General features: G+C 49.8%; 20 protein-coding genes and 2 pseudogenes. 16 read left to right on the top strand and 6 right to left on the bottom strand.

From position 1 onward, the window contains the following. Positions 1-10: 10 nt before the first annotated feature. The 11 genes and pseudogenes from A1WG_RS06155 to lipA all read left to right on the top strand — a co-directional run bounded on the left by A1WG_RS06155 (position 11) and on the right by lipA (position 9,649). Positions 11-622: an adenosylcobalamin/alpha-ribazole phosphatase gene (locus A1WG_RS06155; protein WP_001515965.1), complete on the top strand. Its 612-nt coding sequence runs from the start codon at positions 11-13 to the stop codon at positions 620-622. Positions 623-881: 259 nt separating this feature from the next. Further along, on the top strand, positions 882-1,199 hold the full coding sequence (gene rsfS, locus A1WG_RS06160; protein WP_001161664.1) for a ribosome silencing factor: 318 nt from the start codon (positions 882-884) through the stop codon (positions 1,197-1,199). A 3-nt stretch (positions 1,200-1,202) separates the two neighbouring features. Next, positions 1,203-1,670, top strand: a complete 468-nt coding sequence (gene rlmH, locus A1WG_RS06165) for a 23S rRNA (pseudouridine(1915)-N(3))-methyltransferase RlmH (RefSeq protein WP_000776104.1) — start codon at positions 1,203-1,205, stop codon at positions 1,668-1,670. Positions 1,671-1,700: 30 nt separating this feature from the next. After that, a complete protein-coding gene (gene mrdA, locus A1WG_RS06170; RefSeq protein WP_001515964.1) occupies positions 1,701-3,602 on the top strand; it encodes a peptidoglycan DD-transpeptidase MrdA in 1,902 nt (633 codons plus the stop codon). Between the two features lie 2 nt (positions 3,603-3,604). Beyond that, positions 3,605-4,717: a peptidoglycan glycosyltransferase MrdB gene (mrdB, locus tag A1WG_RS06175; RefSeq protein ID WP_000131717.1), complete on the top strand. Its 1,113-nt coding sequence runs from the start codon at positions 3,605-3,607 to the stop codon at positions 4,715-4,717. Positions 4,718-4,727: 10 nt separating this feature from the next. Continuing rightward, the gene (rlpA, locus tag A1WG_RS06180; RefSeq protein ID WP_001231396.1) at positions 4,728-5,804 is read left to right on the top strand and encodes an endolytic peptidoglycan transglycosylase RlpA; all 1,077 of its coding nucleotides are present in this window, start codon (positions 4,728-4,730) and stop codon (positions 5,802-5,804) included. Between the two features lie 138 nt (positions 5,805-5,942). Further along, on the top strand, positions 5,943-7,154 hold the full coding sequence (dacA, locus tag A1WG_RS06185; protein WP_010380725.1) for a D-alanyl-D-alanine carboxypeptidase DacA: 1,212 nt from the start codon (positions 5,943-5,945) through the stop codon (positions 7,152-7,154). A gap of 108 nt (positions 7,155-7,262) precedes the next feature. Further along, on the top strand, positions 7,263-7,526 hold the full coding sequence (ybeD, locus tag A1WG_RS06190; RefSeq protein WP_000850550.1) for a DUF493 family protein YbeD: 264 nt from the start codon (positions 7,263-7,265) through the stop codon (positions 7,524-7,526). 99 nt (positions 7,527-7,625) lie between these two features. Then, complete coding sequence (gene lipB, locus A1WG_RS06195) at positions 7,626-8,267, top strand: lipoyl(octanoyl) transferase LipB (RefSeq protein ID WP_000284037.1); 642 nt, start codon at positions 7,626-7,628, stop codon at positions 8,265-8,267. A 42-nt stretch (positions 8,268-8,309) separates the two neighbouring features. Next, a pseudogene (locus A1WG_RS25145) lies at positions 8,310-8,474 on the top strand (LysR family transcriptional regulator); the annotation flags it as partial. A 209-nt stretch (positions 8,475-8,683) separates the two neighbouring features. Next, on the top strand, positions 8,684-9,649 hold the full coding sequence (gene lipA / locus A1WG_RS06200) for a lipoyl synthase (protein WP_000042625.1): 966 nt from the start codon (positions 8,684-8,686) through the stop codon (positions 9,647-9,649). 99 nt (positions 9,650-9,748) lie between these two features. Here lipA and tatE read toward each other — a convergent pair whose 3' ends face one another. Beyond that, positions 9,749-9,952, bottom strand: a complete 204-nt coding sequence (gene tatE / locus A1WG_RS06205) for a twin-arginine translocase subunit TatE (protein WP_000503933.1) — start codon at positions 9,950-9,952, stop codon at positions 9,749-9,751. A 128-nt stretch (positions 9,953-10,080) separates the two neighbouring features. Further along, positions 10,081-10,869: a deaminated glutathione amidase gene (locus tag A1WG_RS06210; protein WP_000959110.1), complete on the bottom strand. Its 789-nt coding sequence runs from the start codon at positions 10,867-10,869 to the stop codon at positions 10,081-10,083. 92 nt (positions 10,870-10,961) lie between these two features. Between A1WG_RS06210 and crcB the strand changes: the two genes are divergently transcribed. Continuing rightward, positions 10,962-11,345 carry a fluoride efflux transporter CrcB gene (gene crcB, locus A1WG_RS06215; protein ID WP_000939738.1) on the top strand — a complete coding sequence of 128 codons (384 nt, stop codon included), beginning with the start codon at positions 10,962-10,964 and terminating at the stop codon, positions 11,343-11,345. Between the two features lie 52 nt (positions 11,346-11,397). On the opposite strand, the gene cspE is transcribed toward crcB, so the two are convergent. Beyond that, positions 11,398-11,607 (bottom strand): transcription antiterminator/RNA stability regulator CspE, encoded by a 210-nt coding sequence (cspE, locus tag A1WG_RS06220; RefSeq protein WP_000034825.1) that lies wholly within the window; start codon positions 11,605-11,607, stop codon positions 11,398-11,400. A 174-nt stretch (positions 11,608-11,781) separates the two neighbouring features. Next, positions 11,782-12,212, bottom strand: a pseudogene (pagP, locus tag A1WG_RS24640) (lipid IV(A) palmitoyltransferase PagP). A gap of 573 nt (positions 12,213-12,785) precedes the next feature. Here pagP and dcuC point away from each other — a divergent pair. Next, on the top strand, positions 12,786-14,171 hold the full coding sequence (gene dcuC / locus A1WG_RS06225) for an anaerobic C4-dicarboxylate transporter DcuC (RefSeq protein WP_000958609.1): 1,386 nt from the start codon (positions 12,786-12,788) through the stop codon (positions 14,169-14,171). Positions 14,172-14,208: 37 nt separating this feature from the next. Here dcuC and dpiA read toward each other — a convergent pair whose 3' ends face one another. Together dpiA and dpiB are read right to left on the bottom strand one after the other, a co-directional pair. Continuing rightward, entirely contained in the window at positions 14,209-14,889 is a 681-nt protein-coding gene (dpiA, locus tag A1WG_RS06230; protein WP_000126491.1) for a two-component response regulator DpiA, read from the bottom strand. Beyond that, positions 14,858-16,516: a sensor histidine kinase DpiB gene (dpiB, locus tag A1WG_RS06235; RefSeq protein ID WP_000938914.1), complete on the bottom strand. Its 1,659-nt coding sequence runs from the start codon at positions 16,514-16,516 to the stop codon at positions 14,858-14,860. The genes dpiA and dpiB overlap by 32 nt, the downstream gene beginning before the upstream one ends. A 367-nt stretch (positions 16,517-16,883) precedes the next feature. Here dpiB and citC point away from each other — a divergent pair, with 367 nt between their 5' ends. From citC to citE, 3 genes are read left to right on the top strand one after another with little or no spacing between them, the layout of a single operon-like run. Beyond that, complete coding sequence (citC, locus tag A1WG_RS06240; protein WP_001515963.1) at positions 16,884-17,942, top strand: [citrate (pro-3S)-lyase] ligase; 1,059 nt, start codon at positions 16,884-16,886, stop codon at positions 17,940-17,942. A 14-nt stretch (positions 17,943-17,956) separates the two neighbouring features. After that, a complete protein-coding gene (gene citD, locus A1WG_RS06245) occupies positions 17,957-18,253 on the top strand; it encodes a citrate lyase acyl carrier protein (protein WP_000700699.1) in 297 nt (98 codons plus the stop codon). Then, the gene (gene citE / locus A1WG_RS06250) at positions 18,250-19,158 is read left to right on the top strand and encodes a citrate (pro-3S)-lyase subunit beta (RefSeq protein ID WP_000622357.1); all 909 of its coding nucleotides are present in this window, start codon (positions 18,250-18,252) and stop codon (positions 19,156-19,158) included. The genes citD and citE overlap by 4 nt, the downstream gene beginning before the upstream one ends. Positions 19,159-19,165 lie beyond the last annotated feature (7 nt).

Genomic DNA, 19,165 nt, shown 5'->3' with positions numbered 1-19,165 from the left:
GGAGGGAATGATGCGACTATGGTTAATTCGTCATGGAGAAACGCAAGCGAATGTCGATGGTTTATATAGTGGTCATGCGCCAACGCCACTGACCGCGCGCGGTGTCGAGCAAGCGCAAAGCCTGCATACCCTGCTGCGTGATGTTCCCTTCGATATAGTTTTATGCAGTGAACTGGAACGTGCGCAGCATACCGCGCGGCTGGTTCTCAGCGATCGTCAGCTCTCCCTACACACCGTCCCTGAACTCAACGAAATGTTTTTTGGTGACTGGGAGATGCGGCACCATCGCGATTTGATGCAAGAAGATGCTGAAAATTACAGCGCGTGGTGCGATGACTGGCAGCATACCATCCCGACTAACGGTGAAGGGTTTCAGGCGTTTTCGCAACGCGTAGAGCGCTTTATCGCCGGGCTTACGGAATATCAGCAATATAAAAATATATTAGTCGTCAGCCATCAGGGCGTGTTGAGCCTGTTAATTGCCCGTTTAATTGGCATGCCCGCCGGGGCAATGTGGCATTTTCGCATCGACCAGGGATGCTGGAGCGCCATTGATATCAACGAAACATTTGTAACCTTGCGTGTCCTCAATAGCCGTGCTATCGGGTTCGAGAGCGCATGACTTTTCTGTTTTTTTACGGGTAAGCCGCAACGACCATTGACAGCCCCGGGCAGGCTGATATTCTCCGCAGCCAGACTTTTTCCGCTAAACACGACTTTGTAGAAATTGTTTTACAAAAATGGCGATGCAATCTGCGGCGCGGGGTGGGATGATAGCCCACTTTCGAAGCCGATTCGGAGACAATTGTCCCGAAATCGCCTCTGGTTCAGGTATACTGACAGACCATTTTTATCTTTTTTGATTCACCCAGGGGGAAAACTTGCAGGGTAAAGCACTCCAGGATTTTGTTATCGACAAAATTGATGACCTCAAAGGTCAGGACATCATCGCCTTAGACGTTCAGGGCAAATCCAGCATCACCGACTGCATGATCATCTGTACGGGTACATCCAGCCGTCATGTCATGTCTATTGCCGACCATGTGGTGCAGGAGTCCCGTGCAGCGGGTCTGTTGCCGCTCGGCGTTGAAGGTGAAAACAGCGCTGACTGGATCGTCGTCGATCTGGGCGATGTGATTGTCCATGTTATGCAGGAAGAGAGCCGTCGCCTGTATGAGCTGGAAAAACTCTGGAGTTAATGTGTGAAGCTGCAACTTGTCGCCGTAGGAACGAAAATGCCGGACTGGGTACAAACCGGTTTTACCGAGTACCTGCGTCGTTTTCCAAAAGATATGCCTTTTGAGCTGATTGAAATACCGGCCGGAAAACGCGGCAAGAACGCGGACATCAAGCGCATACTCGACAAAGAGGGTGAGCAAATGCTGGCAGCCGCAGGTAAAAACCGCATTGTCACCCTCGATATTCCAGGCAAGCCCTGGGACACGCCGCAGTTAGCCGCTGAACTGGAACGCTGGAAACTCGATGGCCGCGACGTCAGCCTGCTTATTGGCGGGCCGGAAGGGTTATCGCCTGCCTGTAAAGCAGCAGCAGAACAAAGCTGGTCGCTTTCCGCGCTGACACTCCCCCATCCGCTGGTTCGCGTACTGGTCGCAGAAAGTCTGTACCGGGCGTGGAGCATCACCACCAACCATCCTTATCATCGTGAGTGATAAGAAAGCTTTGAGTAGAAAACGCAGCGGATGAAACTACAGAACTCTTTTCGCGACTATACGGCAGAGTCCGCGCTGTTTGTGCGCCGGGCGCTGGTCGCCTTTTTGGGGATTTTGCTGCTGACCGGCGTGCTTATCGCCAACCTGTATAATCTGCAAATTGTTCGTTTTACCGATTATCAGACCCGTTCTAATGAAAACCGCATCAAGCTGGTGCCTATCGCCCCCAGCCGCGGCATTATATACGACCGTAACGGCATCCCTCTGGCACTCAATCGCACTATCTATCAGATAGAGATGATGCCAGAGAAAGTCGATAACGTGCAGCAAACGCTGGATGCCCTGCGCAACGTGGTCGATCTGACCGATGACGATATTGTAGCCTTCAGAAAAGAGCGCGCACGTTCACACCGTTTTACCTCCATTCCGGTGAAAACTAATCTGACCGAAGTACAAGTTGCACGCTTTGCCGTCAATCAGTACCGTTTCCCGGGGGTGGAAGTGAAAGGCTATAAACGCCGTTACTATCCCTACGGCTCAGCACTGACGCATGTCATCGGTTACGTCTCGAAAATCAACGATAAAGATGTCGAACGCCTGAATAATGACGGCAAACTGGCCAACTATGCCGCGACGCATGACATTGGTAAGTTGGGAATTGAGCGTTATTACGAAGACGTGCTGCACGGTCAGACGGGTTATGAAGAAGTTGAAGTTAACAACCGTGGTCGCGTTATCCGCCAGTTAAAAGAAGTCCCACCGCAAGCCGGGCACGATATTTACCTGACGATTGATCTCAAACTCCAGCAGTATATTGAGACACTGCTGGCAGGCAGTCGTGCGGCTGTCGTGGTCACCGATCCGCGTACAGGTGGCGTTCTGGCGCTGGTTTCCACGCCAAGCTATGACCCGAACCTGTTTGTTGACGGCATCTCCAGCAAAGATTATTCCGCGTTGCTGAACGACCCGAACACACCGCTGGTGAACCGCGCCACGCAGGGGGTTTATCCGCCAGCCTCGACTGTTAAGCCGTATGTAGCTGTTTCTGCGCTTAGCGCGGGCGTCATTACCCGCAATACCAGCTTGTTCGACCCCGGCTGGTGGCAACTACCGGGTTCGGAAAAACGTTACCGTGACTGGAAAAAATGGGGGCATGGCCGCCTGAATGTCACGAGATCGCTGGAAGAATCTGCGGATACCTTCTTCTATCAGGTTGCCTACGATATGGGGATCGATCGCCTTTCCGAATGGATGGGTAAATTCGGTTACGGTCATTACACCGGTATCGATCTTGCTGAAGAACGTTCCGGTAACATGCCTACCCGCGAATGGAAACAGAAACGCTTTAAAAAACCGTGGTATCAGGGTGACACCATTCCGGTCGGTATCGGTCAGGGTTATTGGACTGCAACCCCTATCCAGATGAGTAAAGCACTGATGATCCTGATTAACGACGGTATCGTGAAGGTTCCACATTTGCTGATGAGCACCGCCGAAGATGGCAAACAGGTGCCGTGGGTGCCGCCACATGAACCACCAGTTGGCGATATTCATTCAGGTTACTGGGAGCTGGCAAAAGATGGCATGTTCGGGGTTGCCAACCGCCCTAATGGCACGGCGCATAAATACTTTGCCAGCGCACCGTACAAAATTGCGGCGAAATCTGGTACGGCGCAGGTCTTCGGTCTGAAAGCGAACGAAACTTATAATGCGCACAAAATTGCCGAACGTCTGCGTGACCACAAACTGATGACCGCATTTGCACCGTATAACAATCCGCAAGTGGCTGTCGCTATGATTCTGGAAAACGGCGGCGCGGGCCCGGCGGTCGGTACGCTAATGCGCCAGATCCTCGACCACATTATGCTTGGCGATAACAACACCGATCTGCCTGCGGAAAATCCAGCGGTTACCGCAGCGGAGGACCATTAATCATGACGGATAATCCGAATAAAAAAACATTCTGGGATAAAGTCCATCTTGATCCCACAATGCTGCTGATCTTACTGGCATTGCTGGTCTACAGTGCTCTGGTAATCTGGAGCGCCAGCGGCCAGGATATCGGCATGATGGAGCGTAAAATTGGCCAAATCGCAATGGGTCTGGTCATTATGGTGGTCATGGCGCAAATCCCTCCGCGCGTCTATGAAGGCTGGGCACCCTATCTCTATATCATCTGTATTATTTTACTGGTGGCAGTAGATGCCTTTGGTGCCATATCCAAAGGCGCTCAACGCTGGCTGGATCTCGGTATCGTCCGTTTCCAGCCATCGGAAATCGCCAAAATAGCCGTACCGTTGATGGTAGCTCGTTTTATCAACCGTGACGTTTGTCCGCCATCGTTAAAAAATACCGCCATCGCGCTGGTGCTGATTTTTATGCCAACACTGCTGGTGGCAGCGCAGCCAGACCTGGGGACATCAATCCTCGTTGCGCTTTCCGGGTTGTTTGTGCTTTTCCTCTCTGGCCTTAGCTGGCGCTTGATTGGCGTTGCGGTGGTGCTGGTAGCAGCATTCATTCCAATTCTGTGGTTCTTCCTGATGCATGATTACCAGCGCCAGCGCGTAATGATGCTCCTTGACCCGGAATCAGACCCACTCGGCGCGGGCTATCACATTATTCAGTCTAAAATTGCTATTGGCTCCGGTGGATTACGCGGCAAAGGCTGGCTGCACGGCACTCAGTCACAGCTTGAATTTCTGCCCGAACGCCATACCGACTTTATCTTCGCGGTACTGGCGGAAGAACTGGGGTTAGTAGGCATTTTGATTCTGCTCGCCCTCTACATTCTGTTGATCATGCGCGGACTGTGGATAGCCGCCAGAGCGCAAACCACCTTTGGTCGCGTCATGGCTGGCGGTTTAATGCTGATATTATTCGTTTATGTCTTCGTAAATATTGGTATGGTAAGCGGTATTCTGCCGGTTGTAGGGGTTCCGCTCCCACTGGTCAGTTATGGAGGATCGGCGCTCATAGTGCTGATGGCTGGGTTTGGGATTGTTATGTCAATCCACACCCACAGGAAAATGTTGTCGAAAAGCGTGTAAGAGGTGTGCAATGCGTAAGCAGTGGCTCGGGATCTGCATCGCGGCAGGAATGCTCGCGGCATGTACAAGCGATGATGGTCAGCAACAGACGGTAAGTGTGCCGCAGCCTGCGGTATGTAACGGCCCAATAGTTGAGATTGGCGGGGCAGAACCGCGTTTCGAACCACTGAACGCGACGGCGAATCAGGATTACCAGCGCGATGGCAAAAGCTACAAAATCGTGCAGGATCCTTCTCGCTTTAGTCAGGCGGGCCTGGCTGCTATTTATGATGCCGAACCTGGCAGCAATCTGACGGCCTCAGGTGAAGCATTCGATCCGATGCAGCTAACAGCGGCGCACCCGACGTTGCCGATCCCCAGCTATGCGCGAATCACTAACCTGGCTAACGGTCGGATGATTGTGGTGCGCATTAACGATCGTGGTCCTTATGGCAATGATCGCGTAATTTCGCTTTCTCGCGCAGCAGCCGACCGTCTTAACACGTCGAACAACACCAAAGTTCGCATCGATCCCATTATTGTGGCGCAAGATGGTTCGCTGTCTGGTCCCGGTATGGCCTGCACCACCGTCGCCAAGCAAACTTACGCCCTGCCCGCACCACCTGATTTAAGCGGCGGAGCGGGAACAAGTTCAGTATCTGGCCCGCAGGGCGATATTCTTCCCGTCAGCAATTCGACGCTGAAAAGCGAAGATCCAACCGGAGCCCCGGTAACCAGCAGCGGCTTCCTCGGCGCGCCAACCACCCTGGCACCTGGCGTGCTGGAAGGCAGTGAACCGACGCCTGCACCACAGCCCGTGGTCACAGCACCGGCTACAACGTCAGCAATGGTGACACCACAAGCCGCGTCGCCAGCCTCCAGCGGTAACTTTATGGTGCAAGTTGGCGCCGTTAGCGATCAGGCGCGCGCGCAACAGTATCAGCAGCAGTTAGGACAGAAGTTCGGAGTACCCGGGCGTGTGACGCAAAACGGCGCAGTCTGGCGTATTCAACTTGGCCCATTTGCCAGCAAAGCCGAAGCCAGTGCTTTGCAGCAACGTTTACAAACCGAAGCCCAATTACAGTCATTTATTACCACCGCGCAGTAGCGTAAAGCAGGCATCTGAAATGTCAATTTCTGTAAATGACATTAACAAAGTCACGCGGAAAGTCAGATGCCTGGCGGTAGTGCATTTGCTATAGTAGGGCACTTTTTTAATTCCATCACGGATGTCGTAGTTCAGACCATGAATACCATTTTTTCCGCTCGTTTCATGCAGCGCCTGGCGCTCACCACGGCTCTTTGCACAGCCTTTATCTCTGCTGCACATGCCGATGACCTGAATATCAAAACTATGATCCCGGGTGTACCGCAGATCGACGCGGAGTCCTACATCCTGATCGACTATAACTCTGGCAAAGTGCTCGCTGAGCAAAATGCAGATGTCCGCCGCGACCCTGCCAGCCTGACAAAAATGATGACCAGCTACGTTATCGGTCAGGCGATGAAAGCAGGTAAATTTAAAGAAACGGATTTAGTGACCATCGGTAACGACGCCTGGGCTACCGGTAACCCGGTGTTCAAAGGTTCTTCACTGATGTTCCTCAAACCTGGTATGCAGGTGCCGGTTTCACAGCTGATCCGCGGTATCAACCTGCAATCCGGTAACGATGCTTGTGTGGCGATGGCAGACTTTGCCGCCGGTAGTCAGGATGCTTTTGTTGGCCTGATGAACAGCTACGTTAACGCGCTGGGTCTGAAAAATACCCACTTCCAGACTGTACATGGTCTGGACGCTGACGGTCAGTACAGCTCCGCACGTGATATGGCGCTGATCGGACAGGCGTTGATTCGTGATGTGCCAAATGAATACTCTATCTATAAAGAGAAAGAGTTCACCTTTAACGGTATTCGTCAGCTCAACCGTAACGGCCTGCTGTGGGATAACAGCCTGAATGTTGACGGTATCAAAACCGGTCACACTGACAAAGCAGGTTACAATCTTGTCGCTTCCGCGACAGAAGGTCAGATGCGTCTGATCTCCGCAGTCATGGGCGGGCGCACTTTCAAAGGCCGTGAAGCCGAAAGTAAAAAACTGCTGACCTGGGGATTCCGTTTCTTCGAAACCGTTAACCCGCTGAAAGTCGGCAAAGAATTTGCCTCTGAACCGGTATGGTTTGGTAATACTGACCGCGCTTCGTTAGGTGTCGATAAAGATGTTTACCTGACTATTCCGCGTGGCCGCATGAAAGATCTGAAAGCCAGTTACGTGCTGAACAACAGCGAACTGCATGCGCCGCTGCAGAAGAATCAGGTGGTCGGCACAATTAACTTCCAGCTTGACGGCAAAACCATTGAACAGCGTCCGCTGGTAGTGTTACAGGAAATTCCGGAAGGTAACTTCTTCGGTAAAATCATTGATTACATTAAATTAATGTTCCATCACTGGTTTGGCTAAAAATTGAACACTTGAAAGTGTAATTTCCGCCCCCATATACTAAACATCAGTAAAAACTCCCGCCTTCTGGCGGGAGTTGCTATTTAATTACGTTACGCCGGAGCTGACATGAAAACCAAACTTAACGAACTGCTTGAATTCCCTACTCCGTTTACCTACAAAGTAATGGGGCAGGCGTTACCTGAGCTGGTTGATCAGGTGGTTGAAGTGGTACAGCGCCATGCGCCAGGTGACTACACCCCAACGGTAAAACCAAGCAGCAAAGGCAACTACCACTCGGTATCTATCACTATCAACGCCACTCATATCGAGCAGGTTGAAACTCTGTATGAAGAGCTGGGCAAAATCGATATTGTCCGCATGGTACTGTAATTCGTTTCTCCGTTACCCGGCCCTGGTCGGGTAACTCCCCTCCCCCCGCTGTGATATACTTTTTCTCCTCTTTTACTCATTCTCCACGGAGATGCCGTTTTGTATCAGGATAAAATTCTTGTCCGCCAGCTCGGCCTTCAGCCCTATGAGCCTATTTCACAGGCTATGCATGAATTCACCGATACCCGCGATGAAAACACCCTGGATGAGATCTGGTTGGTAGAACATCCCCCTGTATTTACTCAGGGGCAGGCGGGGAAAGCAGAACATATCTTAATGCCGGGCGATATTCCGGTGATCCAAAGCGACCGTGGCGGTCAGGTGACTTATCACGGCCCAGGTCAGCAGGTGATGTACGTTCTGTTCAATCTTAAACGCCGCAAACTGGGCGTGCGTGAGCTGGTGACCTTACTCGAACAAACGGTCGTTAATACCCTGGCTGAACTGGATATTGAAGCGCATCCTCGTGCTGATGCCCCTGGGGTCTATGTCGGGGAAAAGAAAATTTGCTCACTCGGCTTACGTATTCGTCGCGGTTGTTCATTTCACGGTCTGGCATTAAACGTCAATATGGATCTTTCTCCATTTTTACGCATTAACCCTTGTGGCTATGCGGGAATGGAAATGGCTAAAATATCGCAATGGAAACCTGATGCGACAACCGATAATGTAGCACCGCGTTTGCTGGCAAATATTTTAATGCTGCTAAACAACCCTGTCGTAGAATACATCCCTGTTTAATGGCTCTCATAAATGGCCCAACTTACACTGGGTCATTGCTTTCCCGCCCACGTTTATGTCCTCTTTAGCCGTTGCTGGCCTCTGGAGAGATAGCCCTTTCCAACATTAAATGAAGAGCAAATTGATTTTGCTGTTCATTACAAACGATTCATCCGCCCCCCCCCTACTTCACGGTGAATGATTGATGTTACCGATAACGCATTTTGAAAAAAGTATTGTTACAGCCAGTTCACATCGTAGAACGATAAAATGGCACAATCCAACAACAATTTTACATTTTCGCGACCGCTTTGGCTGCTTTCAGGTTCGTTTCAATGATATACTGCCAGTCGTTAATTCAAAAATAGTTGATAATTACAACAATCTATTGAATTGAAACGCTTTCCTTCGTAATTCGCAACTGGAACACGCACGCTATGAGTAAACCCATTGTGATGGAACGCGGTGTTAAATACCGCGATGCCGATAAGATGGCCCTTATCCCGGTTAAAAACGTGGCAACAGAGCGCGAAGCCCTGCTGCGCAAGCCGGAATGGATGAAAATCAAGCTTCCAGCGGACTCTACACGTATCCAGGGCATCAAAGCCGCAATGCGCAAAAATGGCCTGCATTCTGTCTGCGAGGAAGCCTCCTGCCCTAACCTGGCGGAATGCTTCAACCACGGTACAGCAACGTTTATGATCCTCGGCGCTATTTGTACCCGCCGTTGCCCTTTCTGTGACGTTGCCCACGGTCGCCCGGTAGCTCCGGATGCCAATGAGCCGGTGAAACTGGCGCAGACCATTGCCGATATGGCACTGCGCTATGTGGTTATCACTTCCGTTGACCGCGATGACCTGCGCGATGGCGGTGCTCAGCATTTTGCAGATTGCATTACTGCCATCCGGGAAAAAAGCCCGGAAATCAAAATTGAAACTCTGGTGCCGGATTTCCGTGGTCGTATGGATCGCGCGCTGGATATTCTGACCGCCACACCGCCAGACGTGTTCAACCATAACCTGGAAAACGTACCACGTATTTACCGTCAGGTACGCCCGGGTGCAGATTACAACTGGTCGCTGAAACTGCTGGAACGCTTTAAAGAAGCGCATCCGGAAATCCCGACCAAATCTGGTCTGATGGTAGGTCTGGGTGAAACCAATGAAGAAATTATTGAAGTAATGCGCGATCTGCGTCGTCATGGCGTGACCATGTTAACGCTGGGGCAATATTTGCAGCCAAGCCGCCATCACCTGCCGGTTCAACGTTACGTTAGCCCGGATGAGTTCGACGAAATGAAAGCCGAAGCGCTGGCGATGGGCTTTACCCATGCTGCATGCGGTCCGTTTGTCCGCTCTTCTTACCACGCCGACTTGCAGGCGAAAGGGATGGAAGTTAAGTAATTCTGTAATAATTACTTACATCTGTCTGATAAAAAACCCGCTATCTGAAGCGGGTTTTTTTATCGAACAAGATATTGAGGGAGCGTCCTGCTCGCCACGTCACTCTTTATGAGAGAGCTTTTCAGCCTGAAGATCAACATCTGCGCTTTTCTTCGCCGCAGCATCGTCGTCATTCATCGCTTTCTTGAATCCCTTAATGGCCGCTCCAAGGTCTCCGCCCAGCGTACGTAACTTCTTAGTCCCAAACAGCAGAACGACCAGTGCCGCAACTACCAGCAGTTTGGTAATACTAATCTCACCCATAGATACCTTCTTGACATAAAACAGGCAGCAGAACGCGCCTTAAAAACCAGAGAATATTAACGGTCATTCGACGCGCGCACACAATAGCAATCTGTAACAAGGTGAATCAAGCACCGAGTAAAAAAACATCATAATAATTGCGGCGGCGCAAACCGTCGGTTGTTTAAGACGGGGAGTTGCGCGCGCACCTGACGCACACGTTCGGGCGTCACTTCCGCCATAATGAGTGCAGGCATTTCAGCCGCTGCGGCAATAGTGACACCAAAAGGATCAATGATACGGCTTTGCCCGATGTTTTTGTTACCACACTCCCCCGCCGCCACCATATAACAGGTGGTATCCAGAGCACGAGCGGTGAGTAAGGTTGACCAGTGATGCTCTTTCAGCGGTCCGCGAACCCAGGCAGCGGGAAGTACAAGGATTTCTGCTCCCTGTAAAGCCTGTGCCAACGCCAGCTCCGGGAAACGCAAATCATAGCAAGTCATCAGACCGACTTTCATCCCTTCCACGTCCAGCAGTGGAGCAACCATATCCCCGGCATCCACGTGACGCGATTCCTGAATGGAGAACGCATCATAAAGATGCAGTTTGGCATAACGTGCGATGATTTTTCCCGCCTGGAGGGCCACCAGCATATTCCACGCGCGCCCCGGCGTTGAAGGAACATGAATCGTCAGAATCGTCGTCATCATGTTACGTTTACTTTCTCGCAGTAAACGTCCGAGAAATTCACCTTCCAGCAACTGTGCTGATTTAACAGACAGATCGGGATCATGATCGTCTCGTGCCAGCAGGGCTTCCGGCAGGACAAACAAAGAGACATCGCTTTCCGCCGCCTGCGCCATCAACGAGGCGCAAATTTCAGCGTTCTTTTCCCATACAGATGTAACAGCAAACTGTCCTGCGGCAACCAGCATTACTACCTCCTGTCAGAGTCGTAAAATTCGCCAACGACGATTATTCGGCGTTACACTTATCACTCATACAAATCAAATAGCAGGATTTTGCAGTGTTACAACTCCTTTTAGCAGTTTTTATTGGCGGTGGTACGGGAAGCGTGGCGAGATGGCTGTTAAGTATGCGGTTTAACCCGCTGCATCAGGCTATTCCGTTGGGGACGCTGGCAGCAAACCTGATTGGGGCATTCATCATTGGAATGGGATTTGCCTGGTTTAGCCGGATGACGAACATTGATCCCGTGTGGAAAGTGCTAATCACTACCGGGTTTTGTGGCGGGCTGACGACTTTCTCTACATTTTCAGCAGAAGTGGTGTTTTTGTTGCAAGAAGGACGCTTTGGCTGGGCGTTACTGAACGTCTTCGTTAACCTGTTAGGTTCATTTGCCATGACCGCGCTGGCTTTCTGGCTTTTTTCGGCGTCAACAGCACATTAAAGGCAAAAAAAACCCGCTGATTAAGCGGGTTTTGAATTCTTGCTGACGTATCTTACAGAGCGATTACGTTTGCAGCAGAAGGGCCTTTGGCACCGTTAGTGATTTCGAACTCTACGCGCTGACCTTCAGCAAGAGTTTTAAAACCATTAGTCTGGATTGCAGAGAAGTGTACAAACACGTCTTTGCTGCCGTCTTCCGGAGTAATGAAACCGAATCCTTTGGACTCATTAAACCACTTAACGTTACCTTTAATCTTAGACATCAAAATTACCTTTACATGAAAAATAGACACAAATGCTGTGTCGGTTACCAGTACACCAATTGTGGTACGCTTTGTCCAGTGCAACTTTGCTAAAAAGTGATAAAAGTCGCGTTATTTTTGATGCTCCTTGCCTTACATTATGTTTTTTAAGGCTTTTATAAAACCGCAACTTGTCTAAAACTGAAACCGCATCCAGGCAAAGTAAACATTGCCATTGTTGTAGATACCAGGGATGTAAGTCATCTGAAAGATAGCCAGCGGCTTTCACGGCCCTATCCAGCAACAGGCTCCCATTTATTCCACGAATCCTCAAATGTCATCACGTACAAACCGTGCCAGTTGCCTTTCTCATCCCAACGCGACTAACCGAAACCGCCGCCCCACGTTTTTAGTTATAGCGATCAGCTTTTTCTTTATCGTAAGCGAAACGTGCATGCCTGGTGATGGCAGGAATATACAAATCATATGTTCTGGCTGCCGTCAGGTTGCTGCGACATTCTCTCTAAATGCCGTAATCCATTGTTCTGTACAGGCAGAAATTTCATCACGCTGATTAACTTAATAAAAACAAAGGGAATTACGGTAATACATTCACTTATATCCATTAGTGACTATAAAATATTTATCAAAAATTCACTTCCAGCATAGCTGGACTAAAATGAACATAACCGTATTAACACCTACATAAAGAATACTATTAATATTTTATAGGCTTACACAAATAAATATCACCAAATTATTCTGGAGACTTAAGCAATATTTCCTTCCAAATGACAACTTAAGCAAAAAAAATCTTCCCCGACATAGACAGCAATAAACAAAAGAAAAAATCTCTTGCTTTTTAATCAGATGCAATGACAAGCTAACAAATAAATATCACTAACACTACCAGCGCGCACACATGAGCGCATATTTTTTAAACAAGTAAAGAAACCACTATCGCGCAATTTAACAAAATCACATCATTAACTTATCAATTAATACACATTATCACACTGGTAATTACCAACTATAAAAATTCATTTTGTTATTCATGTATAAAAAACAACAACATCAATGTATTAATGGTCGCTTTTCTTGATTTTAATCAGCATTCACCACCCATTTGTTCGGCATATTTTTCACTAGTTTTAGGAATTTGTTATTATTTATCTTGGAGTCTGGAAATAGGAAAAATTATGCTGACAGTTATTGAGCTCCTTATTGGAGTTGTAGTTATTGTGGGTGTAGCTCGCTACATCATTAAAGGGTATTCCGCCACCGGGGTGTTATTTGCAGGCGGTCTGTTATTACTGATAATCAGTGCCATTATGGGGCACAAAGTTTTACCATCCAGCCAGACTTCAACGGGCTACAGCGCCACGGATATCGTTGAATACATTAAAATATTACTGATGAGTCGCGGTGGCGACCTCGGCATGATGATCATGATGCTGTGTGGCTTTGCCGCTTACATGACCCATATCGGCGCAAACGATATGGTCGTCAAACTGGCGTCAAAACCATTGCAGTACATTAACTCCCCTTACCTGCTGATGATTGCCGCCTATTTTGTTGCCTGTCTGATGTCACTGGCAGTTTCCTCCGCAACCGGCCTGGGCGTTTTACTGATGGCAACGCTGTTCCCGGTCATGGTGAACGTTGGTATCAGTCGCGGCGCGGCGGCTGCCATTTGTGCCTCACCTGCGGCGATTATTCTCGCGCCGACTTCAGGTGATGTGGTACTGGCGGCGCAGGCTTCCGAAATGCCGTTAATTGACTTCGCCTTCAAAACGACACTGCCAATCTCAATTGCTGCAATTATCGGCATGGCGATTGCCCACTTTTTCTGGCAGCGCTATCTGGACAACAAAGAGCATATTTCCCATGAAATGTTAGATGTCAGCGAAATCACGACCACCGCTCCTGCGTTTTACGCCATTCTGCCGTTCACCCCAATCATTGGCGTGCTGTTTTTTGACGGCAAATGGGGGCCGCAATTGCACATCATCACCATTCTGGTGATATGTATGCTAATTGCCTCCATTCTGGAATTTATTCGCAGCTTTAATACGCAAAAAGTCTTTTCTGGCCTGGAAGTGGCTTATCGTGGCATGGCTGATGCCTTCGCTAACGTGGTAATGCTATTAGTTGCCGCCGGTGTTTTTGCCCAGGGCCTTAGCACCATTGGCTTTATCCAGAGCCTGATCTCAATCGCTACCTCATTCGGTTCAGCGAGCATTATCCTCATGCTGGTGCTGGTTATCCTGACGATGCTGGCGGCGGTGACTACTGGTTCCGGCAATGCGCCGTTCTATGCATTCGTTGAGATGATCCCGAAACTGGCGCACTCTTCCGGAATTAACCCGGCATACCTTACAATTCCGATGCTACAAGCATCAAACCTGGGTCGTACACTTTCGCCAGTCTCTGGCGTGGTGGTTGCGGTTGCCGGAATGGCGAAAATTTCACCTTTTGAAGTGGTAAAACGCACCTCGGTGCCGGTGCTTGTTGGGCTGGTAATTGTCATCGTGGCCACGGAGTTGATGGTCCCCGGTACAACCGCCGCCGTTACTGGTAAGTAATTCTCTGGCCGGAGGCGTGCTTCCTCCGGCACTCTCTTCACCCACTGTGGTAAATACGCTGCGGTCTGCCGACTTTGCCGTGAACAATCTCGGCAATAACTAGATGGCGGCTGGCACAATATTCGAGATAACGTCTGGCGGTAGTGCGGCTGATGGTCAATGCCTGTGCTACCGTCTCCGCCGTATGTTGCACATCCGGCTCTTTGAAAAGTTTCCGCACTGCATTCAGTGTCAACGCATCAATACCGGTCGGAAGATCGTCCTTCGGTTCCCCGCGAGCATAAGCATTAAACATCTCATCAATTTGCTTTTGACTGGCACTATCAATACTTTCCAGCATATGTTTACGCTGGCGAAAGCGGGTCAATGTCTGCCCCAGACGCTCATAAGCAATTGGCTTGATCAGATAATCAAACACACCGCAGCGTACTGCTTCAGACACCGTTTCCATATCGCTGGCAGCAGTAGTAAACACCACATCGCCGGGATAATGCGCCTGCACCAGCTCATGCAGTAAATTAATACCTCTACCGTCAGGGAGATAGTTATCCAGCAAGATAAGCCCCGGCTTAAAACGCTCGATCATCATTCGGGCCTGCGCCAGGTTTCCCGCCAGCAATATCTGACTGAATCCAGGGATGTGACGAATATATTCCGCATGCATCTCTGCCAGCGGCGTCTCGTCCTCAACGATCAATAGAGTTAATGGAGCTGTCATTAGGTTTCACTTTCGGAATATAGATTGAAAATAAAGTACCGCAGGGATCATTATCTTCGAGAGTGATAACTCCCCCGCAGCGCGTTACATAGCTGGCAATAAGATACAACCCAATGCCATGCTCACCGGGTTCATCAGCACGCGTACTGACGCCCTGCTCAAATATTTTGTCGCGCAGAGACTCTGGGACGCCGCAACCCTGATCGGCCACTTCAATCACCACATCATCGCCTTCGTCGCTCAGATATAATTCGACGATCTTATTCCCTTTATCGTTGCGCAGACTGGCTTCGAAGGCATTGTCGAGTAAGTTGCCCACAATCGCCGCAAACTCAGTGCTGTCCAGCCCTGGCGGCAGTTGGGAAAGCTGGCTGCCGGGGACGATTGTCATTTTTAGCCCCAGTTCACGAGCGCGCTGCACTTTACCAAACAGCAACCCCGCCACCTGGCGATCGACAAATGCCTCGCGCAGGCTGTCAATAAGCTGTTGCTGGGCCTGAGACTCTCCCTGAACCATCGCCAGCACGCGATCATACTCTTTCATTTGCAACAGACCATTGAGCGTAGACATCCAATTGAGATGTTCATGACGCAATGTGCGCAGGCTTTCGACGTATTGTTTAATTTGCGTCAGTTGCGCATTAAGGGTGGATATTTCGTCTTTACTACGAAAGCTGATTATTGCCCCCAGCAAATCATCACCAGAACGAATAGCTTCCCGATTAGCAATGACGCTCAGGCCGTTAAAATTTGTCACCACATCCTGGCGTTTTTCATCAATCTGCTCGATGAAGAAATCGGCGGGCCTGACCACTTCAGCAATGGGTCTGCCCAGCCACTGCCGTCCGGGAGAACTCAGCCCTAGCATCTTTCTTGCATTACGGTTGATGGCGGTAATGTAACCGTGTGGATCCACCGCAATCAGTCCTTCATAAACAGAACTAAATAGCGCCTCTTGCTGACGAACCACGCGCGCAATTTGCTTCGGTTCCATCCCCATCATCTGGCGGCGAATATGCGCGGCTAAGAACCACGACAACAGCATCAGAATGCCCAACAGCACGACAAACACGCCTGCCATCGGTAATAAAAATTCGGCGCGCCAGCTATCGATTTTACTGACCAGATAACCCACCGACACCACGCCGATGACGTTGTCATCATCATCAAAGATCGGTGTTTTGGCGCGCATCGCCATACCTATCGACCCTTTACCCGTAATGAAGTAACTCTCTCCTTTCTCCAGTGCGCCGGGTTTGGTGAATTGCATAGGATGACCAATTTTCTCCGGATTAGGATGGTAAAGGCGGATCGAGTCGCGGTCGCCAATCACCACATAATCGAAATCAGTATCTCTTTGTAATTTGTTGGCAATGGTCGCCAGTCGTTTGTAGTCACGCGTTTTAACCGCCGTGATGATGCTGTCATTGGAGGCAATAATTTTTGCCTGATTCATTGCCATGTCACGCACATGGAGCGTTAAATAGTCCTCGAAACTGGCCGTAAAATATTGCGCCAGTGCTGCGATGACAAATATTGAGAACACCAGAATCAGCAGGAAGATACGCAGCGGAAATGCCAGTCGTTGGAAAAAAGCAAACTGTTTATTCTCATTAAACTGCAACATTGTTTTCCTTGCGGGGTAAACCCTGTTTTTGGTGAATGTAATTAAAATGTTGAATCTTGACAGATAAAAATAAAATATAATCGTGGCAAAATTCATTCATTAAATCAATTAAACAACTTAAAACCACGCGCCAATTCGCAATTACATTAATTAAAAAACTTAAAACCATTAAATAAATAAAAAACCACTAACTCTATGTGAAATAAATCAAAATTTCTCACTGCAATACTCCTTAGGATGTATAGCAAAAGGAGAAACAGATATACCTCACTCGCAGCCCTTTCTCCCAACTGAAAATAAATGATTACCAACTTGCAACATTCATTGCAAATTGATAACAACACATACCTTCAGGATACGACTTATTATGTTCGGCAATGATATTTTCACCCGGGTAAAACGTTCAGAAAATAAAAAAATGGCGGAAATCGCGCAATTTCTACATGAAAATGATTTGAGCGTTGACACAATAGTCGAAGTATTTATTACCGTAACCCGCAATGAAAAACTTATCGCTTGCGGTGGAATTGCCGGAAATATTATTAAGTGCGTGGCTATCAGTGAATCTGTTCGCGGTGAAGGACTGGCGCTGACATTAGCCACCGAACTAATAAACCTCGCCTATGAACGGCACTGCACACATCTGTTTATTTATACCAAAACCGAATACGAAGCGCTGTTCCGCCAGTGCGGTTTCTCCACGCTGACCAGCGTACCAGGCGTGATGGTACTGATGGAAAACAGTGCCACGCGGCTGAAACGCTATGCTGAATCGCTGAAAAAATTTCGTCATGAAGGGAAGAAGATTGGCTGCATAGTGATGAACGCCAATCCCTTTACTAACGGCCACCGTTATCTGATTCAACAAGCCGCAGCACAGTGCGACTGGCTGCATCTATTTTTAGTCAAAGAAGATTCTTCGCGCTTTCCCTATGAAGACCGGCTGGATTTGGTGTTGAAAGGCACCGCTGATATTCCGCGCCTGACAGTGCATCGCGGTTCCGAGTACATCATTTCCCGCGCCACGTTCCCTTGCTACTTCATTAAAGAACAGAGCGTCATTAACCATTGTTACACCGAAATTGATCTGAAGATTTTCCGTCAGTACCTCGCTCCTGCGCTTGGCGTAACCCACCGCTTTGTCGGTACTGAACCGTATTGTCGCGTGACCGCCCAGTACAACCAGGATATGCGCTACTGGCTGGAAACACCGACTATCTCAGCACCGCCCATCGAACTGGTTGAAATTGAGCGACTGCGTTACCAGGAGATGCCGATATCCGCTTCACGGGTGCGCCAACTACTGGTGAAAAACGATCTCACGGCTATCGCGCCGCTGGTCCCGGCAGCCACGCTGCATTACTTGCAGAATCTGCTTGAACACTCCCGCCACGACGCGGCAGTTCGTCAAAAGACCCCCGCATAAAAAACAGGTGAAAAATGAAAATAAACCAGCCCGCCGTTGCAGGCACCCTAGAGTCTGGGGATGTGATGATACGCATCGCCCCACTCGATACGCAGGATATCGACCTGCAAATCAACAGCAGCGTTGAGAAACAGTTTGGCGATGCAATTCGTAGCACCATTCTGGACGTTCTTGCCCGCTATAACGTGCGCGGCGTACAGCTAAATGTCGATGACAAAGGCGCACTGGACTGCATTTTACGTGCACGACTGGAAGCTCTGCTGGCGCGCGCCAGCGGTATCCCGGCTCTGCCATGGGAGGATTGCCAATGATTTCCGCTTCGTTGCAACAACGTAAAACCCGCACCCGCCGCAGCATGTTGTTCGTACCTGGCGCTAATGCCGCGATGGTCAGCAACTCTTTCATCTACCCGGCTGATGCCCTGATGTTCGATCTCGAAGACTCCGTGGCACTGCGCGAAAAAGACACCGCTCGCCGCATGGTCTACCACGCGCTGCAACACCCACTGTATCGCGATATCGAAACCATCGTGCGTGTTAACGCGCTGGATTCTGAATGGGGCGTTAACGACCTGGAAGCTGTCGTTCGCGGCGGCGCAGACGTTGTACGTCTGCCGAAAACCGATACCGCTCAGGACGTTCTGGATATCGAGAAAGAAATCCTGCGCATTGAAAAAGCCTGCGGTCGTGAACCGGGTAGTACCGGTCTGCTGGCAGCGATTGAATCTCCGCTGGGCATTACCCGCGCGGTAGAAATCGCTCACGCTTCCGAGCGCTTAATCGGTATCGCGCTGGGCGCAGAGGACTATGTGCGCAACCTGCGTACAGAACGCTCCCCGGAAGGAACTGAGCTGTTGTTTGCTCGCTGCTCCATTTTGCAGGCCGCGCGCTCTGCCGGTATTCAGGCGTTTGACACCGTCTATTCCGACGCCAACAACGAAGCCGGATTCCTGCAAGAAGCTGCCCACATCAAGCAACTGGGCTTTGATGGCAAATCGCTGATCAACCCGCGTCAGATTGATCTGCTGCACAACCTCTACGCACCAACCCAGAAAGAAGTGGATCACGCACGCCGCGTCGTAGAAGCCGCTGAAGCCGCTGCTCGCGAAGGCCTCGGTGTGGTTTCTCTGAACGGCAAGATGGTTGACGGTCCGGTTATCGATCGCGCCCGTCTGGTGCTCTCCCGCGCAGAACTTTCCGGCATCCGCGAAGAATAAGGCAATC

This window comes from Escherichia sp. KTE96, assembly GCF_000408525.1.
Lineage (GTDB): Bacteria > Pseudomonadota > Gammaproteobacteria > Enterobacterales > Enterobacteriaceae > Escherichia > Escherichia marmotae.
This window is presented reverse-complemented; position numbering and strand designations above follow the sequence as displayed.

Coding starts and splice junctions, on each gene's coding strand:
- citD (WP_000700699.1), top strand. CDS start 17,957: ATGAAAATAAACCAGCCCGCCGTTGCAGGCACCCTAGAGTCTGGGGAT.
- lipA (WP_000042625.1), top strand. CDS start 8,684: ATGAGTAAACCCATTGTGATGGAACGCGGTGTTAAATACCGCGATGCC.
- cspE (WP_000034825.1), bottom strand. CDS start 11,607: ATGTCTAAGATTAAAGGTAACGTTAAGTGGTTTAATGAGTCCAAAGGA.
- dcuC (WP_000958609.1), top strand. CDS start 12,786: ATGCTGACAGTTATTGAGCTCCTTATTGGAGTTGTAGTTATTGTGGGT.
- mrdB (WP_000131717.1), top strand. CDS start 3,605: ATGACGGATAATCCGAATAAAAAAACATTCTGGGATAAAGTCCATCTT.
- ybeD (WP_000850550.1), top strand. CDS start 7,263: ATGAAAACCAAACTTAACGAACTGCTTGAATTCCCTACTCCGTTTACC.
- citE (WP_000622357.1), top strand. CDS start 18,250: ATGATTTCCGCTTCGTTGCAACAACGTAAAACCCGCACCCGCCGCAGC.
- rlpA (WP_001231396.1), top strand. CDS start 4,728: ATGCGTAAGCAGTGGCTCGGGATCTGCATCGCGGCAGGAATGCTCGCG.
- A1WG_RS06210 (WP_000959110.1), bottom strand. CDS start 10,869: ATGCTGGTTGCCGCAGGACAGTTTGCTGTTACATCTGTATGGGAAAAG.
- citC (WP_001515963.1), top strand. CDS start 16,884: ATGTTCGGCAATGATATTTTCACCCGGGTAAAACGTTCAGAAAATAAA.
- dpiA (WP_000126491.1), bottom strand. CDS start 14,889: ATGACAGCTCCATTAACTCTATTGATCGTTGAGGACGAGACGCCGCTG.
- tatE (WP_000503933.1), bottom strand. CDS start 9,952: ATGGGTGAGATTAGTATTACCAAACTGCTGGTAGTTGCGGCACTGGTC.
- dpiB (WP_000938914.1), bottom strand. CDS start 16,516: ATGTTGCAGTTTAATGAGAATAAACAGTTTGCTTTTTTCCAACGACTG.
- mrdA (WP_001515964.1), top strand. CDS start 1,701: ATGAAACTACAGAACTCTTTTCGCGACTATACGGCAGAGTCCGCGCTG.
- dacA (WP_010380725.1), top strand. CDS start 5,943: ATGAATACCATTTTTTCCGCTCGTTTCATGCAGCGCCTGGCGCTCACC.
- A1WG_RS06155 (WP_001515965.1), top strand. CDS start 11: ATGCGACTATGGTTAATTCGTCATGGAGAAACGCAAGCGAATGTCGAT.